The sequence below is a fragment of the Mycobacterium sp. NPDC051804 genome (genome assembly GCF_044452905.1).
In the GTDB taxonomy this organism is placed as follows: Bacteria; Actinomycetota; Actinomycetes; order Mycobacteriales; family Mycobacteriaceae; genus Mycobacterium.
Genome location: NZ_JBITCD010000003.1, coordinates 54,403 through 71,009 on the forward strand (window position 1 = coordinate 54,403; position 16,607 = coordinate 71,009).

Genomic DNA, 16,607 nt, shown 5'->3' on the forward strand with positions numbered 1-16,607 from the left:
GGGTGGAATGCGACGTCATTCGCTGCGTGGACGGATCCCCGAAAGCGGACGGCGTTGGCTGTCCGTCGCCGCGTACCCGCCAAGTTAGCTCCGGCCCGCCTATGCCGGTTCCGTTTGTGGCTGCCGCTCGGCGGCCGCAGTTCGCCGGTAGACGACCGCCAGGCCGCTCAGGCCGGGTGCGAAGACCACGCCGTGGTCGTGCGCGCGTTCACCCGGGGCGCCGGTGGGCACGAGCCGAAACTCCCGCAGCATCGTGCGCAGCGTGACGTCCATCGCCATGTTCGCGTACGTCGCGCCAATGCACCGCTGGAAGCCGCCGCCGAAGGGAATCCAGCCCACGGGCTTGTGGGAGGCGCCGATGAATCGCCCTGGATCGAACGAGTCGGGTTCCGGGAAGTTGGCTTCTGACGCGTGCGCCAGCCGAACGTTGATCATCAACGTGGTGCCCTCGGGTATAACCCAGTCGCCCAACCGGATTCGGGTCATGGCCCGGCGCTGCACGATGTCGCCCACCGGGCGGGCGCGTTGCACTTCCCAGATCGTGGCCTGTCGCCACTGCGAACCGCCCGCATCGGCCTCAGCGGTCAACTGCGACAACAAGTCTGGACTTCGACGCAGCCGTTCCACGGCCCAGGCGAGCGAAGCGGCAGTCGTTTCGTAGCCGGCCGCCAGCAGACCGAGCAGTTCGTCGGCGATGTAGGCATCCGGCATCGCCTCCCCGTTGTCGTAGCGAGCCTGCAACAAGATAGTGAGAAGGTCGGTTCGTTCGGCGAAGGCGGGGTCGGCGCGCGCCGTCGCCATCATCGCGAAAACCGCTGCGTCGAATTCGGATCGGTAGCGCAGCAGCCGCGCACCTGGACTCCATGCGCCATAGTCCTTCCGTACGAGCGCTGGCAGCAGGCCGATCCGCGCGCCGAGCGACACGGCGCTAGGCAGCAGCGCAGAAAGTTCGTCCACCGCGGGGCCGTCTGCGCCGAGCATGGCGCGCAGGAGTCCGCGAAGAACGATCCGGGTCATCGCGGGCAGCGTCTCGAACTCCTGACCTTCTGGCCAGTTCGCGGTTTCGCGAAGCACCTCTTCTTCGAAGATCAGCCGATGCTGTGCAACGTGCTTGGAGTGGAACGGCGGGGCCAGCAGCCTTCGCCGGCTCAGGTGTTCGTCGCCGTTGAGGTTGAACAACGATCCAGGACCGAAGACCTTGCCGAGGTTGAGCCGCGAGCGGCCCAACAAATCCCTGCTGGCGCCGAACAGGTCGTTGATCAGGTTGGGCTCGCCGACCACCACCGTGCGCCCGAAGCCCGGCAGGTCGAGGGTGAACATATTGCCGTGCCGACGGGCCATAGCGTCGACCAGGCGGCGCCGGGCCGTCAGGAATGCGACACCCTGCACCGCCTTGGGCAGCCGCAGCGCCGGCGGTAGGCGTATCGCTTCAGTTGTGGCCGTCGCCATGATCGCTACCTCGATACCAGCGGTCATCATGTGATGACGCCGTTTTATCGAACCACGCGACCCGCGGCGTTGTTCGAGTGTCGAGAATGTGGTGCTGGCTCCGTCCTAGGTATGAGTGGCCGCCAAGGGCTACGTGACGAAGGAGGAGAACGACATGAAGTACCTGCTGCTGAAGCATTACCGCGGCGCCCCAGCCTCGGTCAACGACGTCCCGATGGACCAGTGGACGCCGGAGGAGGTCGACGCGCACGTGCAGTACATGCGTGACTTCGCCGTCCGCCTGCAGGGGACCGGAGAGTTCGTCGACAGCCAGGCACTGACGCCGGGCGGCGCATGGGTGCAATCCGGAGGCGAGGGCCGGCCGCCGGTGACCGACGGACCGTTCGCAGAAACCAAGGACCTCATCGCCGGCTGGATGATCATCGACGTCGAGTCGTGGGAACGTGCGGTCGAGCTGGCGGGGGAGCTGTCCGCCGCGCCGGGCGCCGATGGCAAGCCGATCCACGAATGGCTCGAGGTGCGGCCGTTCCTCACCGAGACGTCCAAGTTCACCGAGTGAACGAATCACTGCTGCGGGAGCTCGTGCCCGCGGTGATCGGTGTCCTCGTCCGACGCGGAGCCGACTTCGCGTCGGCCGAGGACGCCGTGCAGGAGGCTCTCATTCGGGCGCTGGGAACCTGGCACGAGGACCTGCCGCACGATCCGAAGGCGTGGCTCGTCGCGGTCGCGTGGCGCAAGTTCATCGATACCGCCCGTGCCGAAACATCTCGGCGGGGAAGGGAACTCGTCGTGCAGGTCGAGCCGCCAGCCGGCGAGGTGCCCGCCATCGACGACACGTTGCGGCTGTACTTCCTGTGCGCGCATCCCAGCCTGGCCGAGTCGTCGGCCGTCGCGTTGACGTTGCGCGCGGTCGGCGGCCTGACCACGCGGCAGATCGCGACGGCACACCTCATCCCCGAAGCGACCATGGCGCAGCGGATCAGCCGGGCCAAGCGGAAGATCGCCGGGCTGCCGCTCGACCAGCCCGGTGATATGTCAACAGTGCTGCGGGTTTTGTACCTCGTCTTCAACGAGGGTTATGGCGGGGACATCGATCTGGCCGCCGAGGCGATCCGCCTCACCCGCCAGCTCGTCGCGCTGACCGACGAGCCCGAGGTCAGCGGACTGCTCGCGCTCATGCTGCTGCACCATGCGCGCCGCGCGTCTCGCACCGGCCCAGATGGCCAGCTGGTGCCGCTCGCCGAACAGGACCGATCATGTTGGGACACAACACTTATCGCCGAAGGGGTGGCGATTCTGCAGGTCGCGCTGGCCCGTGACCGGCTCGGCGAATACCAGGCACAGGCTGCGATCGCCGCCCTGCATGCGGATGCGCGAAGCGCCGCCGAGACGGATTGGGTGCAGATTGTTGAGTGGTACGACGAACTGCTGCAGATCACCGGCAGTCCGGTGGTGCAGCTCAACCGGGCTGTGGCGGTCGGCCAGGCCGACGGACCGCAGGCGGGCATGGAAGCGCTGGCAGACGTGAGTCCCGACGTGCCCCGGTTTGCCGCGGTGACGGCGTACCTGCACGAGCGCGCCGGTGATCTCGAGCTCGCCGCTGAGTTGTATGCCGAGGCGTCCCGCGCCGCCGTGAGCGTCCCCGAGCGCGACCATCTCACCCGGCAAGCGGCGCGGGTGCGGCAATTGATGCGCCCGCATTGATATAAACGGCCCCGTGTTCAGATCCGTACTCAGCGTCCTGCTTGCCGCTTCGCTCGTCCTGACCGGGTGTCAGAAATCCGAGCAGGCAACCGACGAACAGGCATATCCGAGCGGACCCGTCACCATGACGGCGGGAGCGAACCCGGGGAGTGGATTCGACATCACGATCCGGGCGGTGGTCGAGGCCCTTCAGTCCGAAGAGCTCGTCGACGTGCCGCTTCCCGTGGAGAATCGGCCGGGCAACAGCGGCGCAGATTTCCTCGCCACGATGGTGGAGCAGTACAAGGGCGACGGCAACCAGGTGTCGGTCACGTCGCTGTCGATGATGATGAACGAACTTCTCGGCAAGTCGAAGTACGGCTACGACGACGTCACGATGATCGCGCGGCTGATCACCGAGTACTACGTCGTCGTCACCCGCAACGACTCTCCGTACAACAACCTCGGCGATGTGATGTCGGGGATCAAAGCGGATCCCAAGAGCGTGGTGGTCGGGGCCGCCAACGACGACCAGGCGCCGTTCGACCTGCTGGTCGCGGCGGCCGGCGGTGACGCATCGACCATCAACTACGTCCCGTTCCAGGGCGGCGGCGACCAGATCGCGGCGCTGGAAAAGGGCGACATCAGCGTGGCGATAGGCGGCGTCAGCGAGTTCGTCGACCTGTTGAACTCGGAAGCCCTGCAAGCGCTGGGTGTGCTGTCCGAGGGCCGGCTGTCCGGACTCGATGTGCCCACCGCGAGGGAGCAGGGGCTCGACGTGACCCTCGCGAACTGGCGGGGTCTCTACGGACCGCCGGACATGCCGAAGAGCGCCGTCGAGTTCTGGCAGACTGCACTCGGGACGATGGTGAAATCACCTACGTGGCAACAGATCGCGAAGGACAAGCAGTTCACCACGACCTTCATGACCGGCGAGGAGCTTCACACCTTTTTGGTGGAGACCCAGGCCGATGTCAAACAAGCGCTCGCGCTGTAGCTAGTTCTTCGGCGCCGGGCTCATCGAGCTGATGTAGTACGTCTCGTCGCCGGTCGGATATCCGCCGCCGGCGGTCGCGATGTGCACGTGGTCGAAGTGGTTGGCGGTCTCGTTGCCGTAGTCCGCGGTCCAACTCGGTGCGCCGATGCCGGGGTAGAAACCTTGCCGCCAGATCACGTGCAGGATGCCCCACCGCTCGGCGTTCGCCAACGCCAGGCCGGCGATCTGGTTGCCGAGCTCGATGCCCTCTTCGCTGTTGTGGTTCGGGATCATCACGTCGATCGCCAGACCTTCGGGGTGCCACCGCAGCGGGTCCTGCCGATACCCGCCGATGGTGGTGATCTCGGGGAACATCACGGCGATTGCGCGGGCTGCCCAAATGGTCCGGACCTGCAATCCGCCCTCGGGGGTGATGCCCTTGGGTAGCTCGAACGGAAGCTCCCGCGCAGCGGCGGGCGCGCTGGCCGCCAACAGTTCGGCCTCCGCGGGCACCGGGACCCTCGGCACACTCGGCGGCGCGGCCTCGGGGGAGGACGGCGCGATTGCCGCAGGCTTTTCGGTGTGCGGCGTATCGGCGTTCTGGGCGTACAGCATGGCGCCGGAGACACCCAGCGAAATCACGACCGCCAACCAGCGGCCACGGCCGTTAGCTAACAGATTTCTCGCCACGGCTGAGCACTTTACTGCCGTCGCCAAGGCAGTACTGCCGTCTTCGTGGTCTCGTAATGTTCTCTTAGGGCCCGACGGCCCCGACGGCCAGCAAGTTCTACGCCGCCGAAAACCCCAAAAAATTCACCGGCGCGGTGTGTTGGGCGAAGCGCGTAGTACTACTCATCCGCTGTTGGCCGCGGCACGGCATCCTGAACGCATGACGCTCACCAAGCCTGTGTCCGGTGTCGGCAAGGTCGCTGCCGAGACGCCGGCTGACCGCGACCGCGCTGTCGACGTTGCCCGGCTCGCCGCTCTCGTGGTCGTGATGTTCGGGCATTGCGCACTCTTGCTCGCCATAATCGACGGCGGTCTGCGGATCGGCAACCTGCTCGGCGAGGTGCCCGCGATCGCACCCATCACGTGGATAGTCCAGGTCATGCCACTGTTCTTCCTGGCAGGTGGTGCCGCAGGCGCCTACGGCTGGCATCGGGGCTCGTCGTGGGGCACGTGGCTGGTCAAGCGAGCGCAGCGGCTGTGCCGGCCGGTCTTCTGGTACCTGGCCGCATGGTCGATCGGCATTATGGTGACCTATTACATTCTCGGCGCCGAGTCCGCGGCCAGCATCGGCCGCGAGTGCGTGGCGCTGCTGTGGTTCCTCGGTGTCTATCTCGTCGTGCTGGCCTTCGTTCCCGCCCTGACCCGGATGTCGAGCGGCCGCACGGTCGCCATCACGGTCGTTGCGCTGATCGCTGTCTCAGCGGGCTTCGACGCGATCCGGTTCGCGGTTGGCACGCCGATGGCGGGCGTCGCGAACTTCGTCATCGTGTGGCTGATCCCGATGGTGATCGGCGTGGCCTATGCACGACGCCTGATCGCGCTGCGCACCGCGCTCGTCGTCGCCGCATCTGCGTTCGCTGCACAGCTTGTGGTTGCGGTCGCCGGACCCTATGACGTTTCTCTGGTTGTCACGGGCTCCGAACACGTCTCCAATGTGTCGCCGCCGACGCTGCTGCTCGCGCTGCACTGCACCTGGATGTCGTTCGCGTTCGTCGCCGTCGCGGGGCCGATTCGACGCTGGGCACAGCGTCCGCGCGTCTGGTACTTCGTTGCGACGGGCAACGGGGGAGCGATGACGCTCTACCTCTGGCACATTCCCGCGATCGCGGTCGCCACCTTCACCCTGCACGCCTTCGGACTCGACGCGTATGACGTTGACGCCCCGTACTTTTGGGCCATGCTCGCGCTACGCGCCGTCGTGTTCGCCATCGTGATGCTCGCCATGTTCATGCTGCTGTCGCCGCTCGAGCATCGCCGGCTGCCGTGGTGGGACGCCCCCGTAGCCGCTGTCGGTATCCGGTCGGCCGCCGCCGGTGTGCTCATCGTCCTCGCGGGAGTGGCGCTGGTGCTCCTCGCCAAGAACGGGCTTGGCGATGCCCAGGGGCTTCTCACGCTCGGCTGCTTCGTCTCCGCCGCCGCTGCCGCACGAATCTGCGCGGGAGCGCAGCAGCCGCAACCACTAACGGCTACAACCGTCTAACGGTCGACCAGCTGCTCCGGCGGCTTCGGCCACGGCACCGGCCTGGGCCGGGCACGCACGACCTGCGGCCACCAGAACCATTTACCCATCAGCGCCGCGATCGACGGAGTCATGAACGCACGGATCACCAAAGTGTCGAACAGCAAGCCCATTCCGATCGTTGTGCCCATCTGGGCGACCACCGTCAGCTCGCTCACCGTCATGGAGATCATCGTGAACGCGAACACCAGACCGGCTGAGGTGACGACCGAGCCACTGCCGCCCATCGCGCGGATGATGCCGGTGTTCACGCCGGCATGCAGTTCTTCCTTCAACCGGGCTACGAGAAGCAAGTTGTAGTCGGCGCCGACGGCCAACAGGATGATCACCGCCATGGCCATGACCATGAATTGCAGCTCGATGCCCAGCACATGCTGCCAGATCAGCACCGACAGACCGAACGATGCGCCCAGCGACAACACCACGGTGCCGACGATGACCGCGGCCGCGACGACGGCGCGCGTGATGATCAGCATGATGGTGAAGATCAGCGCGAGCGCGAGGATTGCGGCGATCAGCAGGTCATAGTTGTTGCCGTCCTGCATGTCCTTGAATGCTGCCGCGGTGCCGCCGAGGTAGATCGTGGAACCCTCCAGCGGCGTGCCCTTGATCGCCTCCTTGGCCGCGTGCTTGATGGCTTCGATGCGTTCGATGCCGTCGGAGCTGAGCGGATCTCCCTCGTGCTGAATGATCATCCGCACGGCTTTGCCGTCGGGCGAGATGAAGCTGTCCATGCCGCGCTTGAACTCTTCGTTGTCGAAGATCTCCGGTGGCAGATAGAACGTGTCGTCGTTCCACGAGTCGTTGAACGCATCACCCATCGCCGACTGGTTCTCGCCGAGCGCGGCCTGCTGATCCTGCATGCCGCCCTGGGTGGCGTGCATCGTCAGCATCATGTTCTTCATCGTCTTCATCGTCTCGATCTGCTGCGGCATCAGCGCGAGCAGTTGCGGCATCAGCGCATCGAGCCGCTCGAGATCGGGCAGCAGATCCTGCACCGCCTCTGTCGTCGTGTCGACGCCGTCGATCGTGTCGAACACCGACCGCATCGACCAGCAGAGGTTGATGTTGTAGCAGTGCGGTTCCCAGTAGAAGTAGTTCCGGATCGGACGGAAGAAGTCGTCGAAATTAGCGATGTAGTCGCGCAATTCGGCGATGTCGACCGTCATGTTGCGGGTCTTGGCGACCATGCTGTGCGTGGTCGCGCTCATCTCGCCCATCAGGTTCGACATGCGGGTCATCGTGTCGATGGTGACCTGCATCTCGTCGGCCTGCTTGAGCATGTCTTCCATGCGGTCCTGCAGGTACTTGCGGTTCAGGTCCTGGCCGACGCCGCCCAGGCTCATCTGCGCCGGAATCGTGCTGAACTTCACGGGTTTACCGTCGGGGCGGGTGATCGCCTGGACCCGGCCGATACCGGGTACCCGGAAGATCGCCTTGGCGATCTTGTCGATCACCAGGAAGTCCGCGGAGTTGCGGAGGTCGTGGTCGCTCTCGATGAGCAGCAACTCCGGGTTCATCGTCGCCGGCGAGAAATGCCGTTCGGCTGCTGCGAAACCCAGGTTCGCGGGGAGGTCTTGCGGCAGGTACTTGCGGTCGTTGTAGTTGGGTTGGTACCCGGGCAACGTGAGAAGGCCGACGAGCGACAGCACGATCGTCGCAAGCAGCACCGGCCCGGGCCAGCGGACGATGACGGCACCGATCTTGCGCCAGCCCCGAATACGCATGGCGCGCTTGGGTTCCAGCAGGCCGAAGCGACTCGCCACGGTGATGATCGCGGGACCCAGCGTCAGCGCGACGAACACACCGGTGGTCATTCCCACGGCCAGCGGAACACCCAGTGTCTGGAAGTACGGCAACCGCGTGAACGACAGGCAGAACGTGGCGCCCGCGATCGTCATACCCGAGCCCAGCACGACGTGCGCGGTGCCGTGGAACATCGTGTAGTAGGCCTGTTCTCGGTCCTCGCCGAGCGTGCGTGCCTCCTGATATCTGCCTATGAGGAAGATGGCATAGTCCGTCGCTGCGGCTATCGCGAGTGTGACAAGAAGGTTTGTCGCGAACGTCGACAGCCCGATCAGCTCGTGGTATCCGAGGAACGCCACCACACCGCGCGTCGCCGACAGCGTGAGCACCACCAGCACCAGCACGAGCAGGACGGTGCGGATCGATCGGTAGACGAGCAGCAGCATGGTGATGATCACCGCGAACGTGACCATCTCAATGATCCGGATGCTGCGGTCGCTCGCGATTTGCTGGTCGGCGACCAGGGCCGACCCACCGGTGACGTAGACCTTCACGCCCTGCGGCGGTTCCATCCCGTCGACGAGCTTGATGACCTGCTCGACGGACTCGTTGGACAGCGCCTCACCCATGTTGCCGGCGAGGTACACCTGCACGTATGCGGCCTTGCCGTCGGCGCTCTGCGCGCCGGCCGCCGTCAGCGGATCGCCCCAGAAGTCCTGAACGTGCTCAACGTGCTTGGTGTCGGCCTCGAGTTTGTCGACGAGTTCGTCGTAGTACTTGTGCGCCTCCGCGCCGAGCGGCGCGTCCCCTTCGAGGAGGATCATGACCGCGCTGTCGGATTTGTACTCCTGGAAGAGCTCGCCGACCTTCTTCATCGCGATCACCGACGGCGCTTCGGCGGGGCTCATCGACACCGACCGCATCTGGCCGACCACTTCGAGCTGCGGCACGGTGACGTTGAGCAAACCGACGATGACGACCCAGCCGATGATGATCGGCAACGAGAAGATGCGGATCCACTTCGCGATGCCCTTGCGCCGCTCCTGCTCGCGTGGCGCCAGGGGCTCGCGGGTCGGAGCGCTCATCGGGGCGTCATGAGCCGCGACGGGGTGCTTCCGCAAGTGAGCCCAGCCTGAACACAGTTGGGCACCTCGCGGATCCTCCCTAGATTGTTAAGCTTGCCTTAGTTCCTACCAGATTAGGCCCCTGAGCGGCCACTCACAGCAGTCCCACAGCGAACGACGCCGCCTGATCGACCATTCCCGTCCGGACGTAGGCGCCATGCGCGCCCCAGTCCCGTCCGCCTTCGGAGCAGATCGGATCGTTGGGCACGCACATTTCAACAGTTTTTGCGGCATAAAGGGGACCCACGCCGGGTAGCGGACCTGGCGACAGCGAATCCGCGAAGCTGCTCCTCGGACCGCCGAAGATGGCCGCCGCGGCGACGTTGTCGGCGACCGCGGGTGGCATGGCGGCGGTGGCGAGGTCGACGACGGCGGCGCCCTGGGAGTAGCCGCCGAGCACCATGCGCGTATTCGGGCAAGTGGCGGCCATCGATTGCACGTGAGCGCTCACGTCGTCGCGGCCGGCGGGTGCGCTGCGGCCGAAGTCGCGGCTCGCGGGATAGTTGACCGCGTAGACCCCGACAGAGCGCTCGCCGAGTCGCGAGCGCAGCGACTCGACGAACGCCTGCCCGATACCACCGACGCCGGGCGGTTCGGTGGTACCACGAGCGAACACAATTTCGACGTCGGGACAGGGTGCTGCGGCCGCGAGTGGCACGGTCGCCAATGTGAGTGGCAGGGCGGTGGCGCTGAGGCACACGAGCCCGAGAATGCGCGAGATCGTCGTCATACTCTTACGTCGTTCCGGGCTGCCGAGATGTCACATCAGCTGCCCAGAGTCGACCCACAATCTGATGCGAACGTGACGACACGCAGCCGCCCAGCAAATAAAGCGAGGGGACGTATGAGCATTCTGTGACAGTCGAGACCGTAGTGGTGGCTGATCTCAAAACGACCTCTAGGGGCCAGAGGGACGCCTGTTCGCTCCCGGATACGCATATTTGAAGCGAGTGAACTGGTAATACATCGCGCGCGACGGCGATATTTGTCCTACCGTGTGGGTTGCCGCACGTCGTCCTGACTGCGTCAGGTAGGAACAAGCAAATACTGCCCGTGATCTCGGCGCAACGCGCCGTCTGGGCAGCGGCGGATCAAATTCGCCGACGAAGGTGGTGGGTAGTGGACACGGTACTCGGAATATCAGTGACGTCGAACAACGTCGGCTGGGTGCTGCTCGACGGACCCGGTGTCGATGCAGCCGCGCTCGATCACGGTATTTTCGACGTCTCGGTCGGTTCTGCGGAGGACGGTGACATTTCCAAGTGTCTAACCGCCGTCAAAGGGATTCAGGCGATCGCAGGTACGAGCGGCCACGAACTGAAGTCGATCGGCCTCACATGGACCGCCGACGCCGCGGCTACGGCGAACTCGCTGCTGACGTCGTTGCCCGACCTCGGTTTCGAAAAGGTGGTATCCGTGCCTCTTCCGGAGGCCGCGTCAACGTGGGTGCAGGTGTACAGCGCTAGTCTCGAATTCAAGAGGGCGGCGGTTTGTGTAGTCGAGCCTTTGGTCGTGACGTTACTGTCATTCGGCTACGGCGGAGTTCAGACGTCCGCAACCCATACGCGAGAAAGCGACGACGGCCTGGGCTGGTGGCTGAAATATGCATTCGAAATCAACCATGTTGACCCGCAGCATCTGTTCCTCATCGGGTCACGCGAAGACGTCGGACGGATTTCGGGGCGGCTCGGGAAAACGCTGGACATGTCGGTCGTGGCATCGAAGGAAGCACAGCTTATCCTCGCGCGCGGTGCTGCGATGACGGTGAGGTCGAACGCCGAGGGGGTCGCCGTGCCGTCTCCGAGCGAGCAGCGTGCGACTTTCAAGCACAATGCTGCTGCGCTTGCGGCGTGCGTGGGCGTTTTTGTGCTGATGACGGTGGCCCCCATGTTCAACACTCGGTCGGAGTCCCCTCCGACGCGGGAGCAACCGGTATCCAATTCGTCTCAGACCTCGGTGAGTAGCCAAGCCGTTCCGCCATCGCCCGCGGCTCCACCGTCGAACGCGGTCGCCGAGCCGATGGTGCAACCTGCATTGCCGCCTCCTGACAGCGCACCGTCGCCAGCCGTCCCTGAGATGAGCGCGCCTGAGGCGCCTGTTGAAGCGCTAGTCGTTCCGGAGATTCCAGCCGCCACGGTGCCGCCCGAGGCGCCTGCCGTTACCGAAATACCGGAGGCGCCAGCCGTGGACCTGCCGGAGGGGCCAGCCGTGGCCGTGCCGGCCGAAGGAGTACCCGTGCCGGCGCCGGCTGAGGTCCCAAACCTGCCAGCGCAGACTGCGGATGTGCCGGCCGAGATTCCACACTTGCCGGCCGAAGGCACGCCGCACTTACCTGGAGGTCCGCCACTCGCAGCAGAGGCGCCGACAGCCGAGGCCGCTCCCGCACCGACAACGCCTACGCAGGGAGTGCCAAGCCCGGTGCTTGGCACTCTGCCGTAGTCGAGCCGCCGCCAGCTACCAGGTCCAGACGGACGGGTCGCCGGGTGGGTAATTCATGCAAACGTCAGTGGCGTGCGCGACGACGCCCTTGTTGTTGAAGAACAATTTGGCCCAGTTACCCCATCGAGTTGCCATCTGCTCGTAGTAGACGTTCGTCGCAGTGTTCTCCGAATACTGCCGACGGCCTGCGTAATCGAGCGAGAAGAACCAGTAGATCCGGTTGCGTGCACCGGTCTGAACGTCCGCCGGCCGGTTCTTGTAGTCGATCATGTACCGCTCGTAGTAGAACGGGTCCTGGTCGCGCACAGCGGCCATGTACTGGTCCACGGTGCAGGGGGTTTTCATGATTCGACTCGGGATCGGGTACTCGTCGGTCGAATCAGCCGAGGCGGCAGCAGGAAAAATCATCGCCGCACAGCTCAGCGCGGCGGCCGCAATGCTCGCTTTGCGTAACATCTCGTTCTCCTCGCTAGTGCGCCGCTTGCTGGAGCAGCGGCAACTTGTCGGGGCAATAAAGTCGCAAACCGGCACCGAGGAATTGCCACGCTTGCTCGGTGGTGGTGCCCTTTATCAGCTGATTGTGGACGAACTGAGCCGACGCCGTCGCGTCCCTGTCAAGGCCACGGTTCAGACGCTTGCACGTGATCTTGGCGATCCAAGCGTTGTAGTCCTTCTGACCGTAGATGCCGTAGATGTGCAACTCGTTGGTGAAATCTGTATCTACGTCGGCTTGTGCGGGCGCCGCAAGCACCAATGCTGCCGTCGCGGCGACTATTCCGATCATCAAACGCTTCACTGCTGTCCTCCCTCGGGCCCGACCCTAGCCAACTGTTGTGGCGGCTGAGGCCACGGCGAGGGTACGGGACGTGCCCGAACTCGCTGTGGCCACCAGAACCACTTACCCATCAATGCTGCAATGGACGGCGTCATGAACGACCGGATGACTAGGGTATCGAACAACAGGCCTAGTCCGATGGTGGTTCCGACTTGTCCGATGACTGTGAGTTCGCTGACCGCCATTGACATCATGGTGAAGGCAAACACCAGACCCGCGGATGTGACCACCGATCCACTGCCGCCCATCGCCCGGATGATGCCTGTATTGATGCCCGCATGCAGCTCTTCTTTGAGCCTGGACACCAGTAACAGGTTGTAGTCGGCGCCGACCGCCAGCAGGATGATGACCGACATCGCCAGCACCATCCAGTGCAGCTCTATCCCGATCAGGTGCTGCCAGATCAGCACCGAGAGCCCGAATGAGGCACCCAGCGAGATCACCACTGTGCCCACGATGACCGCGGAGGCCACCACGCTTCGCGTGATGATCAACATGATCACGAAGATCAGGCCGAGCGACGCGATCGCCGCGATCATCAGGTCGAAGAGGCTGCCGTCGGACATGTCCTTGAACACCGCCGCCGTACCGGCCAGGTAGACCGTCGATCCTTCCAGCGGCGTGCCCTTGATGGCTTCCTTGGCCGCCTGCTTGATCGCATCGATGCGCTCGATACCTTCCGGTGTCATCGGATCGCCGTCGTGGGCAATGATGAACCGCACCGACTTGCCGTCCGGCGAGATGAAGTTCTCCATACCCTTCTTGAACTCGGCGTTGTCGAACACCTCCGGCGGGAGATAGAACGAGTCGTCGTTCATCGACGCGTCGAACGCCTCACCCATAGCCGACGAGTTGTCCTGCATCGCCGCCATCTGGTCTTGCATGCCTTTCTGAGTGGCATACATCGTCAACATCATGCTGCGCATGGTCTTCATCGTCTCGATCATGGGCGGCATCAACGTGACCATCTGCGGCATCAACTGATCCAGGCGTTCCATATCCGGAATCAGCTCTTGGATGTCCTTGGTCATCGTGTCGATGCCGTCAAGGGTGTCGAATATCGACCGCAACGCCCAACAGACCGGGATGTTGAAGCACTTAGGTTCCCAGTAGAAGTAATTGCGAATGGGCCGGAAAAAGTCGTCGAAGTTCGCGATGTTGTCTCGCAATTCGGCGACGTCAAGGGTCATATCCTTCATCTTCCCGACCATGGAGTGTGTCGTTGCGGCCATCTCCTTGGTGAGGGCCGACATCTTCTCCATCGTCGCGATCGTCGTATTCATTTCATCGGCCTGCACGAGCATGTCTGCCATGCGGTCTTGCAGGTACTTCTGATTCATCTGCTGGGTCGTGCCCTGCATGCTGATCTGGAACGGGATCGACGTGTGCTCGATCGGCTTACCGTCGGGCCGGGTGATCGCCTGCACGCGTGAGATTCCAGGAACCCTGAACACGGCCTTCGCGATCTTGTCGATGACGAGGAAGTCAGCTGAGTTTCGCAGGTCATGATCGCTTTCGATCATCAGCAGCTCAGGGTTCATCCGGGCCTGCGAGAAGTGCCGGTCCGCTGCAGCGTAGCCCTCGTTTGCGGGCAGATCCGCGGGCAGGTAGTTGCGGTCGTTGTAGTTGGTTCGATACCCCGGCAGCGTCAACAGACCGATCAGCGACAGAGCGATGGTCGCGACCAGAATCGGACCGGGCCACCGCACGACGGCGGCACCGACCTTGCGCCAACCGCGTACCCTCAGCGCACGTTTGGGATCGAGCGTCTTGCCGAACCGGCCCGCCACGGTGATGATCGCGGCGCTGAGTGTCAGCGCGGCTAGGACACCGACTGTCATACCGATCGCCAATGGCACGCCGAGCGATTGGAAGTACGGCAGCCTGGTGAAGCTCAGGCAGAAGGTGGCGCCGGCGATGGTGAGGCCGGAGCCCAGCACGACGTGGGCCGTCCCGTGATACATGGTGTAGAAGGCCTGCTCTTTGTCCTCGCCGGCGGCTCGGGCTTCCTGATATCGGCCGATGAGGAAGATCGCGTAGTCCGTGCCCGCGGCTATCGCGAGTGTCACCAGCAGGTTGGTGGCGAAGGTCGAGAGGCCGATGATCTCGTGGTACCCGAGGAAAGCCACGACCCCGCGGGCAGCGCTCAGCTGCAGGACCACCATGACGAGCGTCAGCAGCACGGTGACGATCGACCGGTAGACGAGGAGCAGCATCACGATGATCACCGTGAATGTGACGGCTTCGATCATCCGCATGCTGCGGTCGCCGGCAATGTGCTGGTCCGCGGCCAGAGCGGCCGGACCAGTGACGAACACCTTGACGCCTGGTGGCGGCTCCATGCTGTCGACCAGGGTCTGCACGGCCTCGACCGACTCGTTGGCCAGCGCCTCACCCTGGTTACCGGCGAGGTAGACCTGGACGTAGGCAGCCATGCCGTCGCTGCTCTGTGCGCCGGATGCGGTCAGCGGATCGCTCCAGAAATCCTGGACGCTCTGAACGTGCTTCTTGTCCGCCTCGAGCTTCTTGATCATCTCGCCATAAAAGGCGCGCGTGTCGTCGCCGAGGGGCTTGTCGCCCTCGATCACGATCATGGCCGAGCTGTCGGAGTTGAACTCCTCGAACACCGAGCCGACGCGTTTCATCGCGATCATCGAGGGTGCGGAATCGGGGCTCATCGAGACCGCGCGCATCTGACCAACCGTTTCCAGCTGGGGCACAACCACATTTACGACAGCGATGACCGCGATCCAGATCAGGATGATCGGGATTGCGAAGGCACGGATCATCCGGGGGATGAACGGCCGCGCAGCATGTTTGACGGGGGGAAAGGCGTCTGTGTTGGCTTCGCTCGTCGGGGTGCTCATGCGGACTTAACAAAGCAGAAGGTTTGCGCGTTCAAGCCGTTCGAAGTTCTTTCGTCTTTGATCTCGTCGTCGACGGTGATGCGGCACGTGATCGAGGATCCGTCACCTTGGGCGACGATGTTCGGAGCCGCCGACGGCGCAGTGGTCTGCAACGTCAGTGACCACGGCAGCCCGGCGCCATCGATGCGCTGAGGCTTGGCGTCCAGATCCAGATAGTTGATGTCCGCGTAAGAGCCCGAACCGAAGATCTCGTACTTCACGACCTTGGGGTCGAACGGTTCGGGGTCGTCGGCGAAAACCTTCGGGGTGACGATGATGCCGTCAGCACCGAAGAAAGTGCGGATGCGGTGGACGGTGAATCCCGCGACGGCCACCACGATGACGATGACAAGCGGGATCCAGATTTTCTTGGCGAGGCCGATCATGCCGATCGCCCCCGACCCGTGCCACCCATCTATGCGCCCTCGAGTTCCGTATCAGTCGACTGTGAATCAGGTGTGCGTAACTTAGCCCGTATAAGTTCTCACTTGCCACAGGTTATCTCAAGTTTTTGTGCTGCTGCCCACCACGGTCGCGACCGTGTGACCCGCATCACGACGAGGGCAGTTCGAACTGTCCCAGATAGCGCTTGATGAAGGCCTCGGCCTCGTCGTGACCTCGGGTTATTCCGAGCCCACGCTCGAGCAGCACGATCCGCGCCAAGCTGGTGACGATCATAGACATCACCACCGGCGGAAAGGCCTCCATGTCGACGCCGTGCGCGCGCATCGCCAGCGTGACAGCGCTTTCTTCGACGTCGCCGAAACGCTCCGCGTAGGCGGCGATCTCGCTCCTTATTTCCTTGCGGTGGTTGGCCAGCCCCATGAACTCCATGAACAGCCGTGCGCCGTGGGTGCTGTTCAGGCGCCACAGCGCGTGCAGCGGTTCGTCATCGGCAAGGGCCTGACGCTGTCGCCGCAGGTTGGTCTCGGCGCCGTCGCGTAGCACGGCGAGGAACAGGTCGTCCATGCTCGGGAAGTAATAGTGCACCAGTGCGGGCTTCACGCCGGCCTTTGCCGCCACCCGCCGCGAAGTCGCCGCGGCGTAGCCCTCCTCGAGCATTACTTGGGCAGTCGCTCTGATCAGCGCGTCGCGTGTAGCCGACGCGCGTCCACCTCTTGACCGCTCACCAGTGGTGCTGCTAGACATGGCCGCAGTCTAGATGTTGGGCGATCGCCCAACAATGGCTCGTCCAACAATT

14 protein-coding genes are annotated in these 16,607 nt (G+C 64.0%); 5 read left to right on the forward strand and 9 right to left on the reverse strand.

Features of this window, described 5'->3' with window-relative positions; genetic code table 11:
- Window positions 1-99: 99 nt before the first annotated feature.
- Window positions 100-1,479, reverse strand: a complete 1,380-nt coding sequence (locus tag ACIA48_RS11365; protein ID WP_396730871.1) for a cytochrome P450 — start codon at window positions 1,477-1,479, stop codon at window positions 100-102.
- A gap of 124 nt (window positions 1,480-1,603) precedes the next feature.
- Between ACIA48_RS11365 and ACIA48_RS11370 the strand changes: the two genes are divergently transcribed.
- Genes ACIA48_RS11370 through ACIA48_RS11380 form a run of 3 tightly spaced genes read left to right on the forward strand, consistent with a single transcriptional unit; the run spans window position 1,604 to window position 4,129 of the window.
- Window positions 1,604-2,008 (forward strand): YciI family protein, encoded by a 405-nt coding sequence (locus ACIA48_RS11370; RefSeq protein ID WP_396732729.1) that lies wholly within the window; start codon window positions 1,604-1,606, stop codon window positions 2,006-2,008.
- Window positions 2,005-3,153, forward strand: a complete 1,149-nt coding sequence (locus ACIA48_RS11375) for an RNA polymerase sigma factor (RefSeq protein WP_396730873.1) — start codon at window positions 2,005-2,007, stop codon at window positions 3,151-3,153. Before ACIA48_RS11370 ends, ACIA48_RS11375 begins: the two co-directional genes overlap by 4 nt.
- Before the next feature lie 13 nt (window positions 3,154-3,166).
- On the forward strand, window positions 3,167-4,129 hold the full coding sequence (locus tag ACIA48_RS11380) for a Bug family tripartite tricarboxylate transporter substrate binding protein (protein WP_396730874.1): 963 nt from the start codon (window positions 3,167-3,169) through the stop codon (window positions 4,127-4,129).
- Here the strand turns inward: ACIA48_RS11380 and ACIA48_RS11385 are convergent, their stop codons facing one another.
- The gene (locus ACIA48_RS11385) at window positions 4,130-4,798 is read right to left on the reverse strand and encodes a glycoside hydrolase (RefSeq protein ID WP_396730876.1); all 669 of its coding nucleotides are present in this window, start codon (window positions 4,796-4,798) and stop codon (window positions 4,130-4,132) included.
- Between the two features lie 199 nt (window positions 4,799-4,997).
- Between ACIA48_RS11385 and ACIA48_RS11390 the strand changes: the two genes are divergently transcribed.
- On the forward strand, window positions 4,998-6,317 hold the full coding sequence (locus ACIA48_RS11390; RefSeq protein ID WP_396730878.1) for an acyltransferase: 1,320 nt from the start codon (window positions 4,998-5,000) through the stop codon (window positions 6,315-6,317).
- On the opposite strand, the gene ACIA48_RS11395 is transcribed toward ACIA48_RS11390, so the two are convergent.
- Window positions 6,314-9,187, reverse strand: coding sequence for an RND family transporter (locus ACIA48_RS11395; protein WP_396730880.1), 2,874 nt, complete (start codon window positions 9,185-9,187; stop codon window positions 6,314-6,316). The genes ACIA48_RS11390 and ACIA48_RS11395 overlap by 4 nt on opposite strands.
- 133 nt (window positions 9,188-9,320) lie before the next feature.
- Window positions 9,321-9,956, reverse strand: a complete 636-nt coding sequence (locus tag ACIA48_RS11400; protein WP_396730882.1) for a cutinase family protein — start codon at window positions 9,954-9,956, stop codon at window positions 9,321-9,323.
- Window positions 9,957-10,345: 389 nt separating this feature from the next.
- Here ACIA48_RS11400 and ACIA48_RS11405 point away from each other — a divergent pair, with 389 nt between their 5' ends.
- Window positions 10,346-11,665 carry a hypothetical protein gene (locus ACIA48_RS11405; RefSeq protein ID WP_396730884.1) on the forward strand — a complete coding sequence of 440 codons (1,320 nt, stop codon included), beginning with the start codon at window positions 10,346-10,348 and terminating at the stop codon, window positions 11,663-11,665.
- 15 nt (window positions 11,666-11,680) lie between these two features.
- On the opposite strand, the gene ACIA48_RS11410 is transcribed toward ACIA48_RS11405, so the two are convergent.
- The 5 genes from ACIA48_RS11410 to ACIA48_RS11430 form a co-directional block, all read right to left on the reverse strand.
- Window positions 11,681-12,121: a DUF5078 domain-containing protein gene (locus ACIA48_RS11410; RefSeq protein ID WP_396730885.1), complete on the reverse strand. Its 441-nt coding sequence runs from the start codon at window positions 12,119-12,121 to the stop codon at window positions 11,681-11,683.
- A gap of 13 nt (window positions 12,122-12,134) precedes the next feature.
- Window positions 12,135-12,461: a DUF732 domain-containing protein gene (locus ACIA48_RS11415; protein ID WP_396730887.1), complete on the reverse strand. Its 327-nt coding sequence runs from the start codon at window positions 12,459-12,461 to the stop codon at window positions 12,135-12,137.
- Window positions 12,458-15,367 (reverse strand): RND family transporter, encoded by a 2,910-nt coding sequence (locus tag ACIA48_RS11420; RefSeq protein WP_396730889.1) that lies wholly within the window; start codon window positions 15,365-15,367, stop codon window positions 12,458-12,460. The genes ACIA48_RS11415 and ACIA48_RS11420 overlap by 4 nt, the downstream gene beginning before the upstream one ends.
- Entirely contained in the window at window positions 15,364-15,792 is a 429-nt protein-coding gene (locus tag ACIA48_RS11425) for an MmpS family protein (protein WP_396730891.1), read from the reverse strand. The genes ACIA48_RS11420 and ACIA48_RS11425 overlap by 4 nt, the downstream gene beginning before the upstream one ends.
- A 166-nt stretch (window positions 15,793-15,958) precedes the next feature.
- Complete coding sequence (locus ACIA48_RS11430) at window positions 15,959-16,555, reverse strand: TetR/AcrR family transcriptional regulator (protein ID WP_396730893.1); 597 nt, start codon at window positions 16,553-16,555, stop codon at window positions 15,959-15,961.
- Window positions 16,556-16,607 lie beyond the last annotated feature (52 nt).

Coding starts and splice junctions, on each gene's coding strand:
- ACIA48_RS11365 (WP_396730871.1), bottom strand. CDS start 1,479: ATGATGACCGCTGGTATCGAGGTAGCGATCATGGCGACGGCCACAACT.
- ACIA48_RS11370 (WP_396732729.1), top strand. CDS start 1,604: ATGAAGTACCTGCTGCTGAAGCATTACCGCGGCGCCCCAGCCTCGGTC.
- ACIA48_RS11390 (WP_396730878.1), top strand. CDS start 4,998: ATGACGCTCACCAAGCCTGTGTCCGGTGTCGGCAAGGTCGCTGCCGAG.
- ACIA48_RS11395 (WP_396730880.1), bottom strand. CDS start 9,187: ATGAGCGCTCCGACCCGCGAGCCCCTGGCGCCACGCGAGCAGGAGCGG.
- ACIA48_RS11400 (WP_396730882.1), bottom strand. CDS start 9,956: ATGACGACGATCTCGCGCATTCTCGGGCTCGTGTGCCTCAGCGCCACC.
- ACIA48_RS11410 (WP_396730885.1), bottom strand. CDS start 12,121: ATGTTACGCAAAGCGAGCATTGCGGCCGCCGCGCTGAGCTGTGCGGCG.
- ACIA48_RS11420 (WP_396730889.1), bottom strand. CDS start 15,367: ATGAGCACCCCGACGAGCGAAGCCAACACAGACGCCTTTCCCCCCGTC.
- ACIA48_RS11425 (WP_396730891.1), bottom strand. CDS start 15,792: ATGATCGGCCTCGCCAAGAAAATCTGGATCCCGCTTGTCATCGTCATC.
- ACIA48_RS11430 (WP_396730893.1), bottom strand. CDS start 16,555: ATGTCTAGCAGCACCACTGGTGAGCGGTCAAGAGGTGGACGCGCGTCG.